The sequence below is a fragment of the Virgisporangium ochraceum genome, from assembly GCF_016863655.1.
In the GTDB taxonomy this organism is placed as follows: Bacteria; Actinomycetota; Actinomycetes; order Mycobacteriales; family Micromonosporaceae; genus Virgisporangium; species Virgisporangium ochraceum.
In genome coordinates this window covers 38,060-57,493 of sequence record NZ_BOPH01000134.1, presented here as the reverse complement: position 1 = coordinate 57,493, position 19,434 = coordinate 38,060, and the positions used below count along the sequence as shown (strand labels likewise).

Genomic DNA, 19,434 nt, shown 5'->3' with positions numbered 1-19,434 from the left:
GTGCAAGATCGGCGCAGGTATCGACAACGGCGCGGCCGCGAGCGGCGCGGCCGGGCCACAACCCTGACAAAGCACTACCGCAGTCATGGATTGGGCGAAGCCGACATTTCAGCTCTGACGGATCCCTGCCGCCACTGTCCGTCATCGCACATCCGGGTCTGTGCCGGCCGCCTTGATCGTTGTTCGAGGAACGAACGTGAAGCCCCACTGCGCCCGAACCCCCGCGACGACAGATCCGCCAGGACACTAAGCGGTCCTGGCGGGCAGGCGTCGGGCGATGCGGGCGCACTCCAGTTGCGCAGCATGGAACGCGCCGCTCCCCTGTATGGAGTTTCGGTACGGACCCAAATCTGTTGATCTCGGTGTTTGTGGTCAACACCCTGGCTAGCGGCGACGCTCGCCGGAGTCAGCTGAGCGTGCGGAGGTCGAGGGCGAACCACTCGACCGCCTCTTCCTCGCCGGTCGACCACCAGACGATCGGGCCGCGGGCCTGCACGGTCGCCACCCCGGAGGCGAGCACCGCCGACCGGCCCGACGGGATGTCGAACAGCATCAGCTTCAGCGTGCCGGTTCCGGTGCGGTTGGTCTGCGCCAGCACCTCGAACCGGTCGAGCAGCCCCACATCGAGCACCGCCGAGGAGATGGTGCCGGCCGCCATCCGCTTGCGGTCCGATCCGTCGGACCGCATGACGTCGGTGCGGGCCGGCTGGCCCGACGCGCCGAGGATCATCACGCGGCACCAGGCCGGACCGCAGTTGACGAGCTCGTTCGGCTGGCCGGCCACGGTGCGGCGCTCGCCGGTGGTGAGGTTGCGCAGCTCGACCGCGCCGTTCTGGCTCCCGCCGGCGCTGGTGAGCCACGGCCAGGCCGACAGCGCGTAGGCGCCGTCGACCCGCTGGCTGGTGACCCGGCCGCCACCCATCGGAATCGACCTGATCTCGGTGAACTGGCCCGTCTCGCCGGCCGCCGCCCAGGTGATCCGACCGTCGCGGACCAGCACGTCGTACTGGGAGTTGAAGAAGATCACCGCGCCGGTGTCCTTCGTCAGCACCGACGCGGCGCCGTCCTTCCACGACGCGCGGTAGAGCACCGACGTGGTGTTCGCGGCGTCGCCGCTGGCCGAGACCATGAACACGAGGTCGTCGCCGGTGGTGGCGAACCCGTTGAACTGCGGGTTGTCCCTGGCCGGCAGGCGCAGCAACTCTCGTTCGGCGGTACCGGTTCGGACGATCAACCGCATCGAGCTGCCGTCGCCGGTCAGCGCGGTGCCCACCGACGTCGACGGGTCGAGGTGGAACCACGGCGTGTAGGCGCGGCCGTCGCCGAGCCGGCCGGGCGACTGCACGACCGTCGACGCCGGCCACAGGTCGGCGACCGTCGTCTCGGCCACCGCGGCGGGCGACGGCGTCGAGGACGGCTCGGGCATGGTGAGCAGCCGGCCGGCCGCGAGCACGGCGACCACCAGGCCGACCATGCCGGCCACGCGGGAACGGGACGTCACAGCGCTTTGCGCACCGCGTCCGCGACGAGTGTTCCCCGGCTGCGACGCCGCCGGTGCAGCGCGAGCCCGGCCACGGCGGCGCCGGCCAGGACCCCGGTGCCCAACGCCGCCGGCACGGCGACCCGCGCGGCCTTGCGGCCGGTGCGGAAGTCGCGCAGCTCCCAGCCGCGCCGCCGGGCCTCGCGGCGCAGCGCCGAGTCGGGGTTGACCGCGACCGCGTGCCCGACGAGCGAGAGCATCGGGGTGTCGTTGACCGAGTCGCTGTAGGCCGAGCACCGCTCCAGGTCGAGCCCTTCGGCGGCGGCGAGCGCGGTGATCGCCTCGGCCTTCGCCGGGCCGTGCAGCATGTCGCCGACGAGCCGGCCGGTGTACTCGCCGTCGCGGATCTCGGCGACCGTGCCGAGCGCGCCGGTGAGCCCGAGCCGCTGCGCGATGATGCGGCCCAGCTCGACGGGCGCGGCCGTGACCAGCCACACCCGCTGCCCGGCGTCGAGGTGCAGGCGGGCCAGCGCGTGGGTGCCCGACCAGATGCGGTCGGCCATCAGCTCGTCGAAGATCTCCTCCGACAGGCGCTCGAGCTCCTCGACCTTCCAGCCCTCGACGAACGCCAGCGCGGCGGCCTTGGCGGCCGTGACGTCGCCGCCGTGCTCGGCGGCGACCACCCGGAACTTCAGCTGCTTCCAGGCGAAGCGCACCATGTCGCCGGTGGTGACGTACTTGCGCCGGGCCATGCCGCGGGCCAGGTAGTAGATCGACGCGCCCTGCATCATCGTGTTGTCGACGTCGAAGAACGCGGCGGCGCCGGAGTCGGCGGGCACGGTGAGGGCGGCCTCGACCTCGGCGGCGGCCCAGCCGGCAGCGGTGGTGATCAGCCGTTTGCGGGGCTCCGACCGGAACCGTCGCCAGGAACGCCGGGTGCCAGCGGGCACTTCAGTCGTGTCCTCAGTCATGTGCTCGGCCTCCCTTCGCACGCGAGCCTAACCCGAGCGACCGCCCGTCCCGAGCCGGACAAGATGAACGGCGCCCGGCGAAACAGCCGCCGGGCGCCGATCGTCGTACGTGTCCTAACCGAACAGGCCTTCAATGGCCTTCTTGATGCTGTCGATCACACCGTCGTCGTCGGCGGTGTTCTCGGACGCGTCGGCCGACGGCGACGCGGCGACCTCCGCCGACTCCGTGGGCGTGGCCGCAGTCCGGCCGGTCGTGGGCGGCGTGGCGCCGCTCTGCGCACCCTGGGTCGGCTTCGGCGTGGCTTCCGGCGCGACCTCGGGCTGGGTGCGCGGTGGTGCCGGCGCCGCGTTGCCGCAGACGACCGGGAGCGCGCCGAGGTCGTCGAGCGGCGTGTCGATGCCGGGGCACTTCACCGTCGACTGCAGACCGGTCGCCCGCTCGTTGATGCGGTCGAGCAGGCTCAGCGACTCGGCGGCCCGGGTCTTCGCCGGCCCGTCGAGCCGGCCGGTGAGGCCGGCCAGGATCGGTCGCTGGTCACGGGCGAACTGCTGCACCGCCTGCAGGCCGGCCACCTCGCCGCGGTCGACCGCGGCCGTGGTGAGCAGCTTGGTGCCCTCGCGCATGCCGGTGTCCATGTCGTCGAGCACCGGGTCGAGCCTGGCCTGGTTGTTGCCCAGCGCGCCGGCCTCGGCCAGCCGCTTGCGGGCGAACTCCAGGTTCAGCTGTCCACGGCTCACGTCGGAGCCGGCGAGCGCGAGCTTCGCCTGCTCGGCCGAGCGCTTGACCCCGTACAACGTGTCGCCGGGGATCGCGTCGCCGCTGGCGGCGGAGACCCCGAACGCACCGAACGAGCCCGCCGCGATCGTCGCGATGATCGCGCTGCGGGTGCGTCCGCTGGGCAGCAGGTCGGTGAGCCGGCGCTTCTGTGGTGTGTCGACCTCGGGCTCGCTGGCGGTGGCGCCGATGCCCTCCCGTTCGATGCGGGCCATGAGGCTTGCCCGCAGGCCGGTACGGAACTCGGGATCGACCTCGACGACCAGCGGAAGTGTCGTTACCCGCTGGCCGATGGTCACCATGCCGGTCAGTTCGCTGTCCGCGTCTGACCAGGAATGGTGCCGGCGGGCGCCGGCCGCTTCGTCGAGCAGTTGGGCAAAGCGCTCGGCGCGCCGGCTGGGAAACACTGGCGTGATCACCGGGAGCACCCCCCTTCGCTCTGAAAGACGTCAACGGCGCGGAACGGGCCAAGCGGCCAGGACCGGCGGGCGCCTGGCCGCCGGTCGTACCCGTTCCAACGGAGCCGAAAGGCTGGGGTTACGGCGGACCGTTCCCCTAACGAGTGGCGCGTGACGGTGGTCACCAGCGCCGTCGTCATGACTTGAAGCCCTCCGGCAGCAATCTCGCCAGTGCGCGGACGGCCCGGTACTGCAGAGCCTTGATGGCGCCCTCGTTCTTGCCCATGGCCTGTGCGGTCTCGGCGACCGAGAACCCGTGCAGGAACCGCAGCACGATGCACTCCTGCTGCTCGGGGTTGAGCTGTTTCACGGCGGTGAGCAGGGCGACGTTCGTGATGTGGTCGACCACCGCCGACTCCGGGCTGCCCTCGGGGCCCCGGTCTTCGCGGTCGGCGTCGAGCACGTCGCCGGTGGTCACCTCGAGCCGGTACCGGCCCGATTTGAAGTGGTCGGCGACCAGGTTGCGGGCGATCGTCACCAGCCAGGCGCCCGGGTCGCGGCCCTGCCACGTGAAGCTGCCGATGCGCTTGAGCGCGCGCAGGAACGTGTCGGAGGTGAGGTCCTCGGCGAGTTGCCGGTTGCCCACGCGGAAGTAGATGAACCGGAAGACCGTGTCGAGGTAGCGGTCGTAGATCTGGCCGAAGGCCTCGGCGTCACCGGCCTGTGCCCGCTCGACCAGCACCCACACGCCGGCGGCGGCGTCGGTGGGGTCGGGCCGCGTCTTGACCGGCGTCGGCTCCGGCTCGGGCGGCAGTTGCGGCGGGGCACCGTGGGGGGCTCCGCCGGGGGCACCGCCGTGCGCCGGTTCCAGGTCCGTGTCCGCGCTGGTGTCCAGGGGAAGGGGACCGGTGAGCGGGTCGGCCGGGTCGGTCCGCGTGCGCTCGTCGGCGGGGCGCTGCGGATGCGGGACCGGCGACGGCTTGCCGCCCAGGCGTGCCTCGGCCGACCTGGAGTTGCCGCCGGGGGTGTACGGCTGCGCCTGGTCGCCGACGCCCGGTCGGTTACGGGTGCGCGGGACGCCGTTTCCACGCTGGATGCCGGTCGACATCATGCGACCGGCGTTCTCCAGCCCGGCGCTCCAGGCGTCGGTCATGACGTATCGCAGGGTGTTCAACCCTTTGCTGAGGGCGGTACGGGCGGCGAGCACCTCGGGGCTCAGGCCCACGCCCACCACGCCCGCCATGGACGGGATCGACGTCACAGATCCGCCTTCCGGTCGCTCGCGGGATCGATCGAGAGGTAGGGGTCTCCCAACAGCCTCAAGAGGTCAGCTTCCGGTAAAAAACAGGGCATTGCGGCCTCCTCGGTCTGAGGGGGATCGGAACACAACAAAAGGGGTGAGCCGACCCGCCGATACTAGGGCCGTCATCACCCCCGTGTGGGAAGTCCGCTACACGGAGGCCCATCGTGAACAACCGACGCTGTCCGTCGTCGCACATCAAGTGCGATCCGACCTTGCGACACGCCGCAATGTCACGGTGACACGCCGCTTATTGAGCGTTCCGCGAGTCCGTGATCACTCTTCGAATTTGACGTCGCTCGGGAGAGTGAGTCGAAACTCATCTCGGCGTGTCGGATCGAAAACTACCGGCAATTCGGACAAAAGGTATTACCGGTGGGAAGTGGCCGTCCAGGCGACCTCGTGAGTGTGCCAGACTCGCGACCGTGCCCGAGGTACGCAACGTCGCAGACCTCGTCCGCCGCGCCGCGGACACCCGTCCCGACCATCCCGCCCTGCACTGGCACGACCGCGTCATCACGTGGGCGGAGCTGGACCGTCAGGTCGACGGGCTGGCCGCCGCTCTGGCGGGGCTCGGCCTGCCGGCCGACGGGTCCCACCCGGCCCGGGTCGCGGTCGCGCTGCCGAACGTTCCCGAGTTCGCGGTCGCCCTCTTCGCCGCGCTGCGCGCGAACCTGGTCGCGGTGCCGGTCAACCCGGCCTACACGCACCGCGAGCTGGCCCACGTGCTGGGCGACTCGGGGGCGGCGGTCCTGATCGGTACCCGCGACGTGCTGGCCGCCGCCGGCGACGACGCCCCGCCGCACACGTTCGCGCTCGGCGACCTGCCCCACGGTGACACCCCGCCGGAGACCACCACCGGCGGCGAGGACCTCGCCCTGCTGATCTACACGTCGGGCACGTCGGGCGCACCGAAGGGCGCGATGCTCAGTCACCGCGCCCTGCTCGCCAACCACGAGCAGCTCGCCGCGATCGATCCGCCTCCGGCCGGTCCCGACGATGTCTTCTTCCTTGCCCTTCCGCTCTTCCACGCGTACGGGCTGAACTCGGGCATCGTGGCGGCGGCCTACTACGCCGCCACCGGGGTGCTGGTCGAGCGGTTCGACCCCGCCGACACCCTCGCGCTGATCGCCCGGCACGGGATCACCGTGGTGGCCGGCGTCCCGCCGATGTACGTGGCCTGGTCGCTGATGGGTGAGCGGCTGGCCGACGCGTTCAAGAGCGTGCGACTGGCCGCGTCGGGCACCGCGCCGCTCGACCGGGCCACCGCCGAGCGGTTCACCGCGGCGTCGGGCCAGCCGGTCCACGAGGGCTACGGGCTCACCGAGACGGCACCGGTGGTCGCGTCGACCCTCGGAAGCGCGACCCGCAAGCCCGGCTCGATCGGCCGGCCGATTCCGGGCGTCGAGGTCAAGCTCGCCCTGGCCGGCGGACGCGAGGTGCTGGTCGACGGTCCCCTCGACGACGACGACTACGCCGACGAGGAGTACGACACCGACAGCCCCGGCACCCCGGGCACCGACCCGGGTGAGGTACTGGTGCGCGGCGCGAACCTGTTCTCCGGCTACTGGCCCGACGGGCGCGAGGGTCCGCGCGACGACGGCTGGTGGCACACCGCCGACGTGGCGTACGCCGACGCCGACGGCGACCTGTTCCTGGTCGACCGGCTCACCGAGCTGATCCTGGTGAGCGGCTTCAACGTCTACCCGCACGAGGTGGAGCAGGTGCTCGCCGCGCATCCGGCCGTGGCCGAGGCCGCGGTGATCGGCGTTCCGCACCCGTACACGGGCCAGGCGGTGAAGGCGTTCGTCGTGCGCTCCGGCGAGGTGACCGCAACGGCTGGTTTGTCGCCGACCGAGGCGACCACGGATGAGCTGATCGCGCACGCCGAGCGGAACCTCGCGCGGTTCAAGTGCCCGGCAACGATCGAGTTCGTGTCGGAGCTTCCGCACTCGGCGACCGGCAAGGTCCGCAAGGGTGAGCTCCGATGAGGATCACGCTCTACACGCGCGAAGGCTGCCACCTCTGCGATGACGCCAAGGCGGTGCTCGCCCGCGTCGAACGGCAGACCGGCGAGGGCTACACGGAGGTCGACATCGCCGGCGACCCGGACCTCACGGCCGAGTACGGCGACCGCATCCCGGTGGTGCTGCTCGACGGCAGGGAGCACGGCTACTGGCGCGTGGAGGAGCAGCGGCTGCTGCGCGATCTCGCCGGCTAGTCTTCCGTCCGTGGCTCACCTCGTCTGGGACTGGAACGGCACGCTGCTCAACGACCTCGAACCGGTGGTCGAGGCGACCAATGCGGCGTTCGCCCTGATCGGCGGCCCCGTGGTCGATGCCGACGAGCACCGGCGCGACTTCCGCCGCCCGGTCGTCGACTACTACGCCCACGTGCTGGGCCGGCCCATCGACGCCGACGAGTTCAGCCGCCTCGACCGCGTCTTCCACGACACCTACCGCACGAGGCTCGTCGACTGCGCCCTGGCCGACGACGCCATCGAGGCGATCGGCGCCTGGGACGGCACCCAGTCGCTGCTGTCGATGTACTTCCACGACGAGCTCGTCCCGGAGATCACCCGGCGCGGCCTGGTCGACCGGCTTGCCCGGGTCGACGGCCTGCGCGCCCAGGTCGGCGGCGGTCACAAGGCCGAGCACCTGATCGAGCACCTCGACGCCCTGGGCGTGCGCGGCGAGGACACGGTCCTGATCGGCGACTCGGTCGACGACGCCCACGCCGCCGACGAGGTAGGCGCCGGAATAGTCCTCTACACCGGCGGCTTCACCCACCCCGACGTGCTGCGTTCCCTCGGCCGCCCGGTCGCCGACTCTCTCGTGGAAGCCGTGAAGATCGCGGCCCAGGGCCGGCGCGGCCTGGACTGAGGAGCGTAGAGAGCGCAGCGACCGGAGCGACGAGGGAAGGCCACGCCGAGAAAGCCCTGGGGCCCGCGCCCGCGGAGGCGGGCGCCAACAACTCAGGCTTTGAGGTAGGCGAGCACGGCCAGCACGCGGCGGTGCTGCTCGTCGTCCGGAGGGAGGTCGAGCTTGGTGAAGATGTTCCGCACGTGCTTCTCGACCGCGCCCTCGGTGACCACCAGGTGCCGGGCGATCGCCGTGTTCGACCGGCCCTCGGCCATCAGCCCGAGCACCTCGCGCTCGCGGGCCGTCAGGCTGCGCAGCGGGTCGCCGCGGCGGCGGCGGGCGAACAGTTGCGCGACCACCTCCGGGTCGAGCACGGTGCCGCCGCCGGCGACCCGGCTCAGGCCGTCGAGGAAGTCGCTCACGTCGGAGACGCGGTCCTTCAGCAGGTAGCCGATGCCGCCCTTGCCGTCGGCGAGGAGGTCGTCGGCGTAGGAGACCTCGACGTACTGGGACAGCACGAGCACCGGAGTCCCGGGGACCTTGCCGCGGGCCTCTACCGCCGCCCGCAGCCCCTCGTCGGTGTGCGAGGGGGGCATCCGCACGTCGACGATCGACACGTCGGGTTTGTGCTCCAGCACGGAGGTGACCAGCGACGGGCCATCGCCCACCGCGGCCACCACGTCGTGCCCGCTCTCGACGAGCAGCCGGACCAGCCCTTCCCTGAGGAGAACGGCGTCGTCGGCGATCACTACACGCACGGCAGCTCCGCGAGAAGTCTGGTGGGTCCCCCGTCGGGGCTGTCGATCGTGAGTACACCACCAGCGGCCCGCACGCGGTCGGCGAGGCCCGACAGTCCGTGGCCCTTCGAGACGTGCGCACCGCCGACACCGTTGTCGCGGATCTCGATGAGCAGGTAGGCGCCGTCGCGTTCGAGGGTCACGGAGCACTCGGTGGCGTGGCTGTGCTTGGCGACGTTTGTGAGCGCCTCGGCGATGACGAAGTAGGCGGCGTTCTCCACCGCGGCGTCGAGCCGGGGTCGCGGGTCCCCGCTGCCGGCGAGCCCCGGCCAGTCGACCTCGACCGGCACGGTGCTGCGGCCGGCGAGCGCCGAGACGGCGGCGACGAGGCCGCGGTCGGCCAGGATCGGCGGCGCGATGCCCCGCGAGAGCGCACGCAGCTCGGCCAGCGTTTCGCGGGTCTGCGCCAGGGCCTCGCCGACGGTCGCACGGGCCGCGTCGGGGTCGTTGTCGAGCTGGTGCTGGGCCCGGCCGAGGTCCATCGCGAGGCGGACCAGCCGCTGCTGCGGACCGTCGTGGATGTCGCGTTCGAGCCGGCGCAACGCGGTCGCCTCGGCCGACACGGCGGCGGCTGTCTGGGCGCGGGCCTCGACGGTCTGCTCCTCCAGGTCGGTGATGCGGTCGCGCAATGCGCTGACGGAGTAGAGCATGCCGCGCGCGGGCAGGGCCCGGAGCATGGCGGCGCCGCGCGCCACCGGCGGCAGCGTGATCAGGAACACCAGACCCATGGAGAACTGGACGGCGATGTTCGCGAACGCCGTGTCGGGCAGCCCGAGCAGCTGGTGGAACTGCTGGTCGTCGGGGCTGTCGGGCAGGGCCCAGAACCAGATGGGGTAGGTCACGCCGCTGAGCGCGCCGATGGTCCAGGACGCCAGCAGGATGAACGAGGCCAGCGAGGTGCCGAACGTGACCAGGCCGTGCCCGAGGTCGAGCCAGTTCTGCCCGTCGGTGAGCGGGGTGACGATCCGGCGCCACCACCCGGCGTCGGCCGGCGGCTGCTTGTAGTTGACCCGCGCCGCGGGCACCCGGATGACCCGGGTCAGCAGCGCGCGCTCGCCGTTGGCGAACATCCGCGCCAGGAACATCGCGGCGAACAGCACCGGCAGGCCGAGCAGCGTGACCACGTTCACCGCGCCGAGCAGGAACGTGCAGAAGAGGACGACGAAGCTCACCAGGCCGTACGGGAACGCCAGCAGGACGTACACGGCGTCGGTGAGGAACCGTCCGAGCCAGTTCGGCCGGGGGAGCGCCGGGACGGTCGGCATGGCGAGGGGTGCGGGCCTGGTCATGACTCGACGGTAGGCATCTGTCCGGTTCCCTCCCATCCGGTGACCTGCCCGGTTGCCGGTAGGGCCAGCCATACCGTACCGGTGGGCCTACGCCGTCGGCTGCATTGACAACTCAGCGTAATTGTTCGTTTTCGCCCCGCATCGGCCTGGTTTGCGCATAATGGTTTCAGGGCGCTCACCTGCGCCCGGAGGTCGAGAATGAAGGGCACATTGTGCCGCGGGGGCATCTCTCGATTTTCCGGTGTGCGGGTGGGCGTCCTTTTTATGGGGACCGCCCGCTGCCGGCGCCACTTTCAAGATCGCGATTTGTGCACGGCTTCACAAGTGCCTAGGCTGGCAAGCGCGTCGAGCCCGCCCGGCCAGGGTGCCCGTGGTGTGGTAGGGCTCGCGCGAATCGGTGCACACCGGTATGGAACCGGTCAGAATCACCCGGTCAGAATCACGGAGTCTCATGAGCCAGCGCGCCAACGGATCAGGATTCGCCACCGCAGGTCCCGACTTTCCGGACCTGCCCGAGGCGACCGTGGCCCGGCTCCCCGAGTATCTGCGTGCGCTCCACAACCTCGCCGAAGACGACCAGGACACGGTCTCCAGCGAGGGGCTCGCGGCCGCCGCCGGCGTGAACTCGGCGAAGCTGCGTAAGGACCTGTCCCACCTCGGCTCGTACGGCACCCGCGGCGTCGGCTACGACGTCCAGTTGCTGATCGAGCAGATCGAGCAGGTCCTCGGGCTGCACGAGTCACGCGCGGTCGCGCTGGTTGGCATCGGTAACCTCGGCCACGCGCTGGCCGGCTACGCCGGGTTCGCCACCCGCGGCTTCCACATCGCGGCCCTGTTCGACGCCGACCCGCACCGGGTGGGCGAGCGCGTCGGCACCATGACGGTGCGTGACATCGCCGAGGTCGAAGCCGTGGTCGACGCGGAGCGCATCTCGATCGGGGTGATCGCCACGCCGGCGCACGCCGCCCAGCGGGTGGCCGACCGCCTGGTGGCCGCGGGTGTGACGAGCATCCTGAACTTCGCGCCGTGCGTACTGGTAGTGCCGGACGGCGTCGATGTGCGCAAGGTCGACCTCGCCATCGAACTCCAGATCCTGTCGTTCCACGAGCACCGGAAATCGGCGCTGACGGCACTTCCGGCGAAGGCGGTGGGGCAATGAACGTTCTCGTGGTCGGCATCTCCCACCGGACGGCGGACGTCGGCGTCCTCGAGCGGGTGACCCTCGCGCCGGGTGAGCTGCCCACTGTGCTCGCCCGCCTGCTCGCCCAGCCGTACGTCCGGGAGGCCCTGGTGGTCTCGACGTGCAACCGGGTCGAGGTCTACGCGGTGGTCGCGTCGTTCCACGGTGGACTCTCCGACGTCGGAACGGTGCTGGCCGAGCGGGCCGGGGTCCAGGTCTCCGAGCTGGCCGACCGGCTGTACGCGCACTACGGCACCGACGCGGTGCGGCACGCGTACCGGGTGGCCGCCGGGCTCGACTCGATGGTGGTCGGCGAGAGCCAGATCCTGGGGCAGATGCGCGATGCGTACACGGCCGCCGCCGAGCTCGGCGTGGCCGGCCGGATGCTGCACGAGCTGGCCCAGCAGGCGCTGCGGGTCGGCAAGCGGGTGCACGCCGAGACCGGCATCGACCGGGCCGGGCAGAGCGTCGTCAGCGCCGCCCTCGACCTTGGCCTCGCCGGCGAGCCGGCCGCAGGGAAGAAGGCCCTGGTGCTCGGCGCGGGCGCGATGGGCGCGCTGGCCCTGGCGACGCTGCACCGCGCCGGCGTCACCGACCTGCTGGTCAGCAACCGCACGGCGGCGAAGGCCGTGCACCTCGCGGCCACCCACGGCGCCACCGCGGCACCGGTCGACGACCTGCCGGCCCTGCTCGGCGAGGTCGACATCGTCGTGTCGGCCACCGCATCACCCGGTCGGGTGATCACGTCGGTGCCGGAGCGGATCGCGCCGCTGCTGATCCTCGACCTGGCCGTGCCGCACGACGTCGACCGGTCGGTCGCCGACCACCCCGCCGTCACGCTCATCGACATCGACCGGCTGCGCAGCGGCGGTGCCACCGCCGGCGCGGCCGACGTGGCGCTCGCCGAGGACATCGTCAGCGCCGAGGTCGACGCGTTCGTCGCCTGGCACCGCGGCTCCGACGTGGCGCCCACGGTCGCCGCGTTGCGCACCCGGGCCGACGAGGTCGTCACCGCCGAGCTGAGGAGGCTCGGCTCGCGCGCCACCGGGCTCACCGACGCGCAGCGGGCCGAGGTCGCCAAGTCGATGCACCGCATCGTGCAGCGCCTGCTGCACGAGCCCACGGTGCGGGTGCGGCAACGCGCCGCCGAGCCGGGTGGCGAGCAGTACGCCAACCTGCTGCGGGAGCTGTTCGACCTGCCCGAGCCGCTCGACGTGCCGGGCGCTCTGGAGGCCGGACCCGAATGATCAAATTGGGAACGCGCGGGAGCAAGCTGGCCCTCGCGCAGTCGACGCAGGTCGCCGAGGCGCTCACCCGGGCCACCGGCCAGCGGGTCGAGCTGGTGGAGATCGTCACCGCCGGTGACAGGTCGCACGCGCCGGTGGCGCAGCTCGGCGTCGGGGTGTTCGTGTCCGCGCTGCGTGACGCGCTGCTCGCGAAGGAAGTGCACTTCGCGGTCCACTCCTACAAGGACCTCCCGACGGCGCCCGCCGACGGCCTGGTGATCGCGGCCGTTCCGCCGCGGGCCGACAGCCGCGACGCGCTCGTCGCCCGAGACGGCGCGACGCTGGCCGACCTCGGCACCGGCGCCACCATCGGCACCGGCGCGGTGCGGCGCATCGCCCAGTTGCACGCGCTGCGCCGCGGCTTCACTCCGGTCCCGATCAGGGGAAACGTCGACACGCGGATCCGCAAGGTCGCCGCGGGTGAGCTCGACGCGGTCGTCCTGGCGCGGGCCGGTATCGCCCGACTGGGCCGCGCCGACGAGATCACCGAGACCCTCGACCCGCTCACGATGCTGCCGGCGCCCGCACAGGGCGCCCTGGCCGTGGAGTGCCGGATCGACGACGCCGAGACCGTCGCCTTCCTGGCGGCCCTCGACGACGAGTACACCCGCGCGGCCGTCGTGGCCGAGCGGACGCTGCTGGCCGAGCTCGAAGCCGGTTGTTCGGCTCCGGTTGCGGCGCTGGCCGAGGTCGCCGAGGGTGACGACGGGCCGGAGATTTATCTGCGCGGTGCAGTGTTCAGCCCGGACGGTTCCAATACCATCCGGCTGTCGCGCACCGGGACGCTCGCCGATCCCGCGGAGGTGGGCCGAGCGCTGGCCCGCGACCTGCGCGAGGAAGGCGCCGATCAGTTAATGGGAGACCAGGAATGACCCGCACCCGCAAGTCGGTGGGCCGCATCTCGTTCGTTGGGGCCGGTCCGGGTGACCCGAGCCTGCTCACCCGCCGCGCGTTCGCGGCGCTGACCAGTGCCGACCACGTGGTCTACGACCGGGACGTACCCATAGCGCTGCTCGACGCGGTCAAGGCCGAAGCGGAACCGGACGCGCAGTTCAGCCCGGCCGAGGGCGGCCCCGGCGACGTGGCCAAGGTGCTCATGTCGGCGGCCCGCTCCGGGCTGCGCGCGGTGCGGCTCGTCGACGGCGACCCGTTCGCCGTCGAGCCGGTGGTCAAGGAGGTGCAGGCGGTCGCGCGTACGGCGGTGCCGTTCGAGGTCGTGCCCGGCGTCGGCCACGCGGCCGGCGTCGCCACCTACGCGGGTGTGCCGCTGAGCGGCGTGCGGGTCACCGCCGACGTCGACGACGTCCAGGAGCTGGACTTCGACGCGGTCGCCGCCGGGGTGTCCCGCGGCTCCGTGTCGCTCTCCGTCGACGCGGGCGACCTGGGTGCCCTGCGCGACGGCATGATCGCCGCCGGGGTCGACCCGGCGACGCCGGTGGCCCTCACCGGCGACGGCACGGGCGACACCCAGTACACGTCCACGACCACCGTCGACGGGCTGGTCTCCTCGGCGCTCGGCGCGGCCGGCCGGCTGGTCGTGCTGATCGGCTCCGCGGTTCCGGGTCGCGACAAGCTGTCGTGGTGGGAGAACCGGCCGCTGTACGGCTGGAAGGTGCTGGTGCCGCGCACCAAGGAGCAGGCCGGCGTGATGAGCGACCTGCTGCGCACGTACGGAGCGATCCCTTGCGAGGTGCCGACGATCGCCGTCGAGCCGCCGCGCACACCGGCGCAGATGGAGCGGGCGATCAAGGGCCTGGTCGACGGCCGGTACGCCTGGACGATCTTCACGTCGGTCAACGCGGTGCGGGCGGTCTGGGAGAAGTTCGCCGAGCACGGCCTCGACGCCCGGCACTTCGGCGGCGTCAAGATCGCGTGCGTCGGCGAGGCGACGGCCGACGCGGTGCGCGCCTTCGGCATCCAGCCCGAGCTGATCCCGGCCGGTGAGCAGTCGAGCGAGGGCCTGCTGGCCGAGTTCTCGCCGCACGACGAGGTGCTCGACCCGGTCGGCCGCATCCTGCTGCCGCGTGCCGACATCGCCACCGAGACGCTCGCCGCCGGTCTGGTCGAGATGGGCTGGGAGGTCGACGACGTCACCGCCTACCGCACGGTGCGGGCGGCGCCGCCGCCGGCCGAGATCCGCGACGCGATCAAGTCGGGCGGCTTCGACGCGGTGCTGTTCACCTCGTCGTCGACGGTGCGGAACCTCGTCGGCATCGCCGGCAAGCCGCACGCGCGCACGGTGGTCGCGGTGATCGGTCCGAAGACCGCCGAGACCGCCGTCGAGTTCGGCCTGCGGGTGGACGTGCAGCCGCCGCACGCCTCGGTGCCCGACCTCGTCGAGTCGCTGGCGACGTACGCCGTCGAACTGCGCGAGAAGCTGGCCGCGATGCCGGCCAAGCAGCGGCGCGGTTCCAAGGTCCAGGGCCCCACGGCCCTGCGTTTCCGATAGGATTTCATCGATGTCTTACCCGACCGTGCGGCCGCGGCGGCTGCGGGTGTCCGCGCCGATGCGCCGGTTGGTGGCCGAGACCCGGATCCATCCGGCGCAGCTCGTGCTGCCGATGTTCGTGCGTGAGGGCCTCGACGAGCCGAAGCCGATCGCGTCGATGCCCGGGGTGGTGCAGCATTCCCGGGACTCGCTGCGCAAGGCGGCCGTCGAGGCCGTGCAGGCCGGCGTCGGCGGGCTGATGCTCTTCGGGGTACCCACGCACAAGGACGAGGTGGGCTCCGGCGGCTGCGACCCCGACGGGATCCTCAACGCCGCGCTGCGCGACGTGGTCTCCGAGGTCGGCGACGCCACGGTCGTGATGAGCGACCTGTGCCTCGACGAGTTCACCTCGCACGGCCACTGCGGCGTGCTCGCGCCCGACGGCTCGGTCGACAACGACGCAACGCTCGCGGTGTACGGCGACATGGCGGTGGCGCAGGCCCGCGCCGGCGCACACATGCTGGGGACCAGCGGCATGATGGACGGCCAGGTCGGCGCGGTGCGCAAGGCCCTCGACGCTTCAGGGTTCACCGACGTGTCGATCCTGGCGTACGCGGCGAAGTACGCGTCGGCCTTCTACGGGCCGTTCCGCGAGGCGGTCGAGTCGTCGCTGGAGGGCGACCGCAAGACCTACCAGCAGGACGGCGGCAACGGCCGCGAGGCGATCCGGGAGACCCTGCTCGACCTCGCCGAGGGCGCCGACATCGTCATGGTGAAGCCGGCGGGTCCGTACCTGGACGTCATCTCCGACGTGCGGGCCGCGGTCGACGTGCCGGTCGCGGCGTACCAGATCTCCGGTGAGTACTCGATGATCGAGGTGGCCGCCGCCAACGGTCTCATCGACCGCGAACGCGGCATCCTCGAGACGCTTACCTCGATCCGCCGCGCGGGCGCCGACATCGTGCTGACCTACTGGGCCGTCGAGGCCGCCGGACTGGTTAGCGGCCGCTGAGCAGGGTAGTTGGTCCGGTATGCGTATCGGATACTTCCTGTCCAGCGAGGAGTACACGCCCGCCGAGCTGATCGAGCAGGCGAAGCTCGCCGAGGAGGCCGGCTTCGAGGGCCTCTGGATCTCCGACCACTTCCATCCCTGGGTCGACGCGCAGGGGCAGAGCCCGTTCGTGTGGTCGATGATCGGCGCGCTGAGCCAGGTGACACGGCTGCCGGTCACCACGGCCGTCACGGCACCCACCATGCGCATCCATCCGGCGATCATCGCGCAGGCCGCGGCGACCTCCGCGGTGCTGCACCAGGGCCGGTTCGTGCTGGGCGTCGGCTCCGGCGAGGCGCTCAACGAGCACATCTTCGGCGACGCCTGGCCGCGCGCCGCCGTGCGGCTGGAGATGCTCGAAGAGGCCGTCGAGGTGATGCGCAAGCTGTGGGACGGCGGGTTCGTCGACCACGACGGCGAGCACTACGTGGTCGAGAACGCGCGCATCTACACGCTGCCTGAGGAGCCGCCGAAGGTGTACGTCTCCGGCTTCGGGCCGAAGGCGATCGACCTCGCCGCCCGGATCGGCGACGGGTTCGTCTCCGTGCAGCCGGAGGCCGAGCACGTGAAGCGGTTCCGCAAGAACGGCGGCGGCCGCAAGGTCGCGCAGGGCGGGTTCAAGGCCGCGTGGGCGCCCACAGAGGACGAGGGCGCGCGCATCGCCTACGAGAAGTGGCCCAACGCCGGCGTGCCCGGCGAGCTGTCGCAGGTGCTGCCGTCGCCGCGGCACTTCGAGCAGGCCTCGCAGCTGGTGACCCAGGACATGGTGAAGGAGTCGTTCGTGTGCGGCTCCGACGTCGAGGCGCACCTGGAGATGATCGGCAGGTACGCCGACGCCGACTTCGACGAGGTCTACGTGGCGAACAGCGGGCCCAACTACCGCGAGTTCTTCGAGTTCTACAAGCGCGACGTCCTACGCAAGGCTCGGTCCTAGTTTGCGCAGAAGGTCAGGAACGTCGGCCTCGTACTCCCGCCATTCACGATCCGGCTGGAATCCGAGGTCGGCGTTGACCTTCAGCATCGGGTCCTTCTCGAGCGCGTGCCAGGTCTGCACCTCGGCCAGCTTCGGCTCGGCGGCCCGCAGCTCGAACAGCATGCGCGCCTTGATCGCGCGCCCGATGCCGTTGCCGCGGTGCTCCGGCACCACGATCGTGTCGTACTGGTCGGCCCGACCGGGCCGCGGCCTGGGCACCACGACCTCGGTGAGGCCCGCGACGTCGCCGGTGGGCTCGTGGACGGCCACCACGATGTAGGGCTTGAGCCCACGGCGGTGCAGCGTGGCGAGGCTCGCCCGCAGCCGTTCCGGGTCGTACGAGCTCGGCCGCAGGTCGAGATCGCCGTCTCCGTTGTCGCGCACCGACTCCTTGGCGGCCGCGTACGCCGCGAACAGCTCCTCCGGCGGCCCGCCCGGGTAGTACTCCACCCGGTACCCCGAGCCGATGCCCTGCGCCATCCCGCCGAGTTTCAACCAGTCGACCGACCCCAGATCGAGGACGTTGCGGATCTCGCCGTACGCCCAGCGGAAGCCGTGCCGCTCGTAGAACGGGATCGACGGCGTCTCGCCGATCGCCTCGACCCCGAGCGACGGGATGCCCTCGTCGTGCGCGCGCCGGGCGACCGCCAGCAGCAGCGCGCTACCGACACCCTTGCCGCGCGCCTCGGGGTGCACGATCAGGTCGATGACGCCGATGTCGTCCATCAGCAGGACGTTGGCCTGGCCGAGCAGCCGGTCCTCGTGCGGGTCGGGCGTGACCCAGCACGCCCGCCGCTCGCCGGGCATGGTGCAGCACAGATAATCGCGGTAGCCGTCAACCTGCCAGCGTGGATCGTCGGGTACGTCGACCTCGCCGGCGGCGTTGAGCAGGTCGATCACCGCGGCCACCTCGGATTCAGGTGCCGACGCGGGTTCCCACTCCTGAACCTTCACCCGTACAGCTTGCCGATCGGCGGGCCATCGCGGAAGTGTCACGACCAGACAACTTACGGTGTCGGCCGATCATGATCGATCTCAGGCCCGGGTCGCCTTGCCGTAGTTGTCGGCCTCCCGGAACACATTGTTCACATAGACTTCGACGTTGTTGTATGCCAGGATCGCCTGCCGCCAGCCCTCGGCGGTGCCGAGGTTGCGGTTGCTGCCGCACAGGTACCGGGCCGAGGCGAGCGCCGCGTCGTCGATGTCGTGCGGGTCGGCCTGTCCACTTCCGTCGGCGTCGATGGCGTACGTGCGCCACGTCGACGGGATGAACTGCATCGGGCCGACCGCCCGGTCCCACACCGCGTCGCCGTCGAGCACGCCGTCGTCGGTGTCCTGGATCGCCTTGTTGTTGTTGGTGCCGTCGAGCGGCGGACCGTAGATCGGCTTGCTGGGCCGCCCGTCGGAGTTGAGCGTGGCGCCGCCGGACTGCCCGTGGTTGGACTCGTTGCGGCCGATGCCGGCCAGCGTCGTCCACTTGAGGTTGCAGCCCGGGTGCGTCTGGGCCACGGTCAGCTCGGCCAGCGCGTACGCCTCCACCGCCGCCAGCGGGATGTTGGTGCGCACCGCGATCGGTGCGGCCCAGGCCGCGAGCGTGTCGGCCGCGCTCTGCTCGCCGCGCGGCGGTGCCGACGGGTCCTCGCTGGGGAACAGCGGCTGCTCGCCGTCTTCCGGCTTGTCACTCGGCAGGTCGGCGCTCTCGGAGGGCAGGACATCCTCGGACTGCTCGGCGACGACCGGCTCGTTGCCGGTGACCTGCGGCAGCCAGGCACCGCCTGCGAACGCGACCGCGACCAGCAGCGCCATCAGCACGCCCGGCAGCACCATGCGGCCGGCCGGCCGCCGGGCCCAGGCGCGGGTGGCCCGGGCACTGCGCGTGGCACCGGTGCCGGCGGCGACGAACACCTGGGTCGGCGTGAGCCGCGACCGTCGGTGTGACCGCACCGGCGGCCGCGTCGACGTCCACGGGTCGCTGAATGGTCGCTTCGTGCGTTTTGCGAGATTGACCTTTTTAGTCAGACTGACCGGAGCGCGCCGCACGAGGCTGACCTTCGGTGCCGCCCGCCGTACCAGGCTCACCGTGGCGGCGGGTCGTCTGACGAGGCTCACCTTGGGGGCCGATTCGCTGGAGTCGCTGGTCAGGCTGACGGGCGCGTCCTCCCCGGAGCGTTGTCGGGGCGCGGACGGGCGGATCAACGAGGGCCGGTCATTGCTCGCCACCCGTCGAGTATTACCGATACCGGCGCATACCCTGTATCCCATGCCGCGTTACGACTACCGCTGCCGCGCCTGCGGCGACACCTTCGAGCTCAACCGCACCATGAGCGAGGCCAACTCCCCGGCCCCGTGCCCGGCCGGCCACGACGACACGGTGAAACTGCTGTCGACGATCGCGCTCACCGGTCGGGGCGGCGGCGCGGCGGGCATGCCCGCACCGGGCGCGGGCGGCGGGGGTTGCTGCGGCGGCGGCTGCGGCTGCGGCTGACAAAGGCGACCGAACGGTCGACATCGCGTCGCGGGCGCCCGTCGTTACCCCGGTGCCTCACCTGCCCGGCCCCTCGACGCGGCCCCGACCCGGCCCGGATCCGGCCCCGGCCCGGTCACGGCCCGACACGGCCTGAACGCCCGATGCCCGGCAGCAGGGG

At 71.7% G+C, this 19,434-nt stretch carries 18 protein-coding genes; 10 read left to right on the top strand and 8 right to left on the bottom strand.

The features are described from left to right. Positions 1-406: 406 nt before the first annotated feature. The 4 genes from Voc01_RS46635 to Voc01_RS46620 all read right to left on the bottom strand — a co-directional run bounded on the left by Voc01_RS46635 (position 407) and on the right by Voc01_RS46620 (position 4,732). Entirely contained in the window at positions 407-1,501 is a 1,095-nt protein-coding gene (locus Voc01_RS46635; protein ID WP_203934221.1) for a hypothetical protein, read from the bottom strand. Next, the gene (locus Voc01_RS46630; protein WP_203934220.1) at positions 1,498-2,451 is read right to left on the bottom strand and encodes an HAD family hydrolase; all 954 of its coding nucleotides are present in this window, start codon (positions 2,449-2,451) and stop codon (positions 1,498-1,500) included. The genes Voc01_RS46635 and Voc01_RS46630 overlap by 4 nt, the downstream gene beginning before the upstream one ends. Positions 2,452-2,565: 114 nt before the next feature. Continuing rightward, on the bottom strand, positions 2,566-3,645 hold the full coding sequence (locus Voc01_RS46625; RefSeq protein ID WP_203934219.1) for a DUF5667 domain-containing protein: 1,080 nt from the start codon (positions 3,643-3,645) through the stop codon (positions 2,566-2,568). A gap of 175 nt (positions 3,646-3,820) precedes the next feature. Further along, the gene (locus Voc01_RS46620) at positions 3,821-4,732 is read right to left on the bottom strand and encodes a sigma-70 family RNA polymerase sigma factor (protein WP_239160995.1); all 912 of its coding nucleotides are present in this window, start codon (positions 4,730-4,732) and stop codon (positions 3,821-3,823) included. Between the two features lie 617 nt (positions 4,733-5,349). On the opposite strand from Voc01_RS46620, the gene Voc01_RS46615 reads away from it, so the two are divergent. Genes Voc01_RS46615 through Voc01_RS46605 form a run of 3 tightly spaced genes read left to right on the top strand, consistent with a single transcriptional unit; the run spans position 5,350 to position 7,806 of the window. Beyond that, positions 5,350-6,915 (top strand): AMP-binding protein, encoded by a 1,566-nt coding sequence (locus Voc01_RS46615; protein WP_203934218.1) that lies wholly within the window; start codon positions 5,350-5,352, stop codon positions 6,913-6,915. Next, complete coding sequence (locus Voc01_RS46610) at positions 6,912-7,145, top strand: glutaredoxin family protein (protein WP_203934217.1); 234 nt, start codon at positions 6,912-6,914, stop codon at positions 7,143-7,145. Before Voc01_RS46615 ends, Voc01_RS46610 begins: the two co-directional genes overlap by 4 nt. 10 nt (positions 7,146-7,155) lie before the next feature. Further along, the gene (locus Voc01_RS46605; RefSeq protein WP_203934216.1) at positions 7,156-7,806 is read left to right on the top strand and encodes an HAD family hydrolase; all 651 of its coding nucleotides are present in this window, start codon (positions 7,156-7,158) and stop codon (positions 7,804-7,806) included. Between the two features lie 92 nt (positions 7,807-7,898). Here the strand turns inward: Voc01_RS46605 and Voc01_RS46600 are convergent, their stop codons facing one another. Continuing rightward, a complete protein-coding gene (locus Voc01_RS46600; protein WP_203934215.1) occupies positions 7,899-8,543 on the bottom strand; it encodes a LuxR C-terminal-related transcriptional regulator in 645 nt (214 codons plus the stop codon). Beyond that, on the bottom strand, positions 8,534-9,871 hold the full coding sequence (locus Voc01_RS46595; protein WP_239160993.1) for a sensor histidine kinase: 1,338 nt from the start codon (positions 9,869-9,871) through the stop codon (positions 8,534-8,536). The genes Voc01_RS46600 and Voc01_RS46595 overlap by 10 nt, the downstream gene beginning before the upstream one ends. 451 nt (positions 9,872-10,322) lie before the next feature. On the opposite strand from Voc01_RS46595, the gene Voc01_RS46590 reads away from it, so the two are divergent. Genes Voc01_RS46590 through Voc01_RS46565 form a run of 6 tightly spaced genes read left to right on the top strand, consistent with a single transcriptional unit; the run spans position 10,323 to position 16,750 of the window. Continuing rightward, a complete protein-coding gene (locus tag Voc01_RS46590) occupies positions 10,323-11,030 on the top strand; it encodes a redox-sensing transcriptional repressor Rex (protein ID WP_203934214.1) in 708 nt (235 codons plus the stop codon). Continuing rightward, the gene (locus Voc01_RS46585) at positions 11,027-12,298 is read left to right on the top strand and encodes a glutamyl-tRNA reductase (protein ID WP_203934213.1); all 1,272 of its coding nucleotides are present in this window, start codon (positions 11,027-11,029) and stop codon (positions 12,296-12,298) included. Before Voc01_RS46590 ends, Voc01_RS46585 begins: the two co-directional genes overlap by 4 nt. After that, positions 12,295-13,209, top strand: a complete 915-nt coding sequence (gene hemC, locus Voc01_RS46580) for a hydroxymethylbilane synthase (RefSeq protein ID WP_203934212.1) — start codon at positions 12,295-12,297, stop codon at positions 13,207-13,209. The genes Voc01_RS46585 and hemC overlap by 4 nt, the downstream gene beginning before the upstream one ends. After that, entirely contained in the window at positions 13,206-14,786 is a 1,581-nt protein-coding gene (locus Voc01_RS46575) for a bifunctional uroporphyrinogen-III C-methyltransferase/uroporphyrinogen-III synthase (RefSeq protein WP_203934211.1), read from the top strand. Before hemC ends, Voc01_RS46575 begins: the two co-directional genes overlap by 4 nt. A gap of 10 nt (positions 14,787-14,796) precedes the next feature. Continuing rightward, entirely contained in the window at positions 14,797-15,777 is a 981-nt protein-coding gene (gene hemB, locus Voc01_RS46570) for a porphobilinogen synthase (protein WP_203934210.1), read from the top strand. Positions 15,778-15,796: 19 nt separating this feature from the next. Continuing rightward, positions 15,797-16,750 (top strand): TIGR03557 family F420-dependent LLM class oxidoreductase, encoded by a 954-nt coding sequence (locus Voc01_RS46565; RefSeq protein ID WP_203934209.1) that lies wholly within the window; start codon positions 15,797-15,799, stop codon positions 16,748-16,750. On the opposite strand, the gene Voc01_RS46560 is transcribed toward Voc01_RS46565, so the two are convergent. Next, entirely contained in the window at positions 16,730-17,743 is a 1,014-nt protein-coding gene (locus Voc01_RS46560) for a GNAT family N-acetyltransferase (RefSeq protein WP_203934208.1), read from the bottom strand. The two genes, Voc01_RS46565 and Voc01_RS46560, sit on opposite strands and share 21 nt — an antisense overlap. An 81-nt stretch (positions 17,744-17,824) precedes the next feature. Next, entirely contained in the window at positions 17,825-18,733 is a 909-nt protein-coding gene (locus Voc01_RS46555) for a lytic transglycosylase domain-containing protein (RefSeq protein WP_203934207.1), read from the bottom strand. 316 nt (positions 18,734-19,049) lie between these two features. Here Voc01_RS46555 and Voc01_RS46550 point away from each other — a divergent pair, with 316 nt between their 5' ends. Next, positions 19,050-19,274 (top strand): FmdB family zinc ribbon protein, encoded by a 225-nt coding sequence (locus Voc01_RS46550; protein WP_203934206.1) that lies wholly within the window; start codon positions 19,050-19,052, stop codon positions 19,272-19,274. Positions 19,275-19,434: the final 160 nt, after the last annotated feature.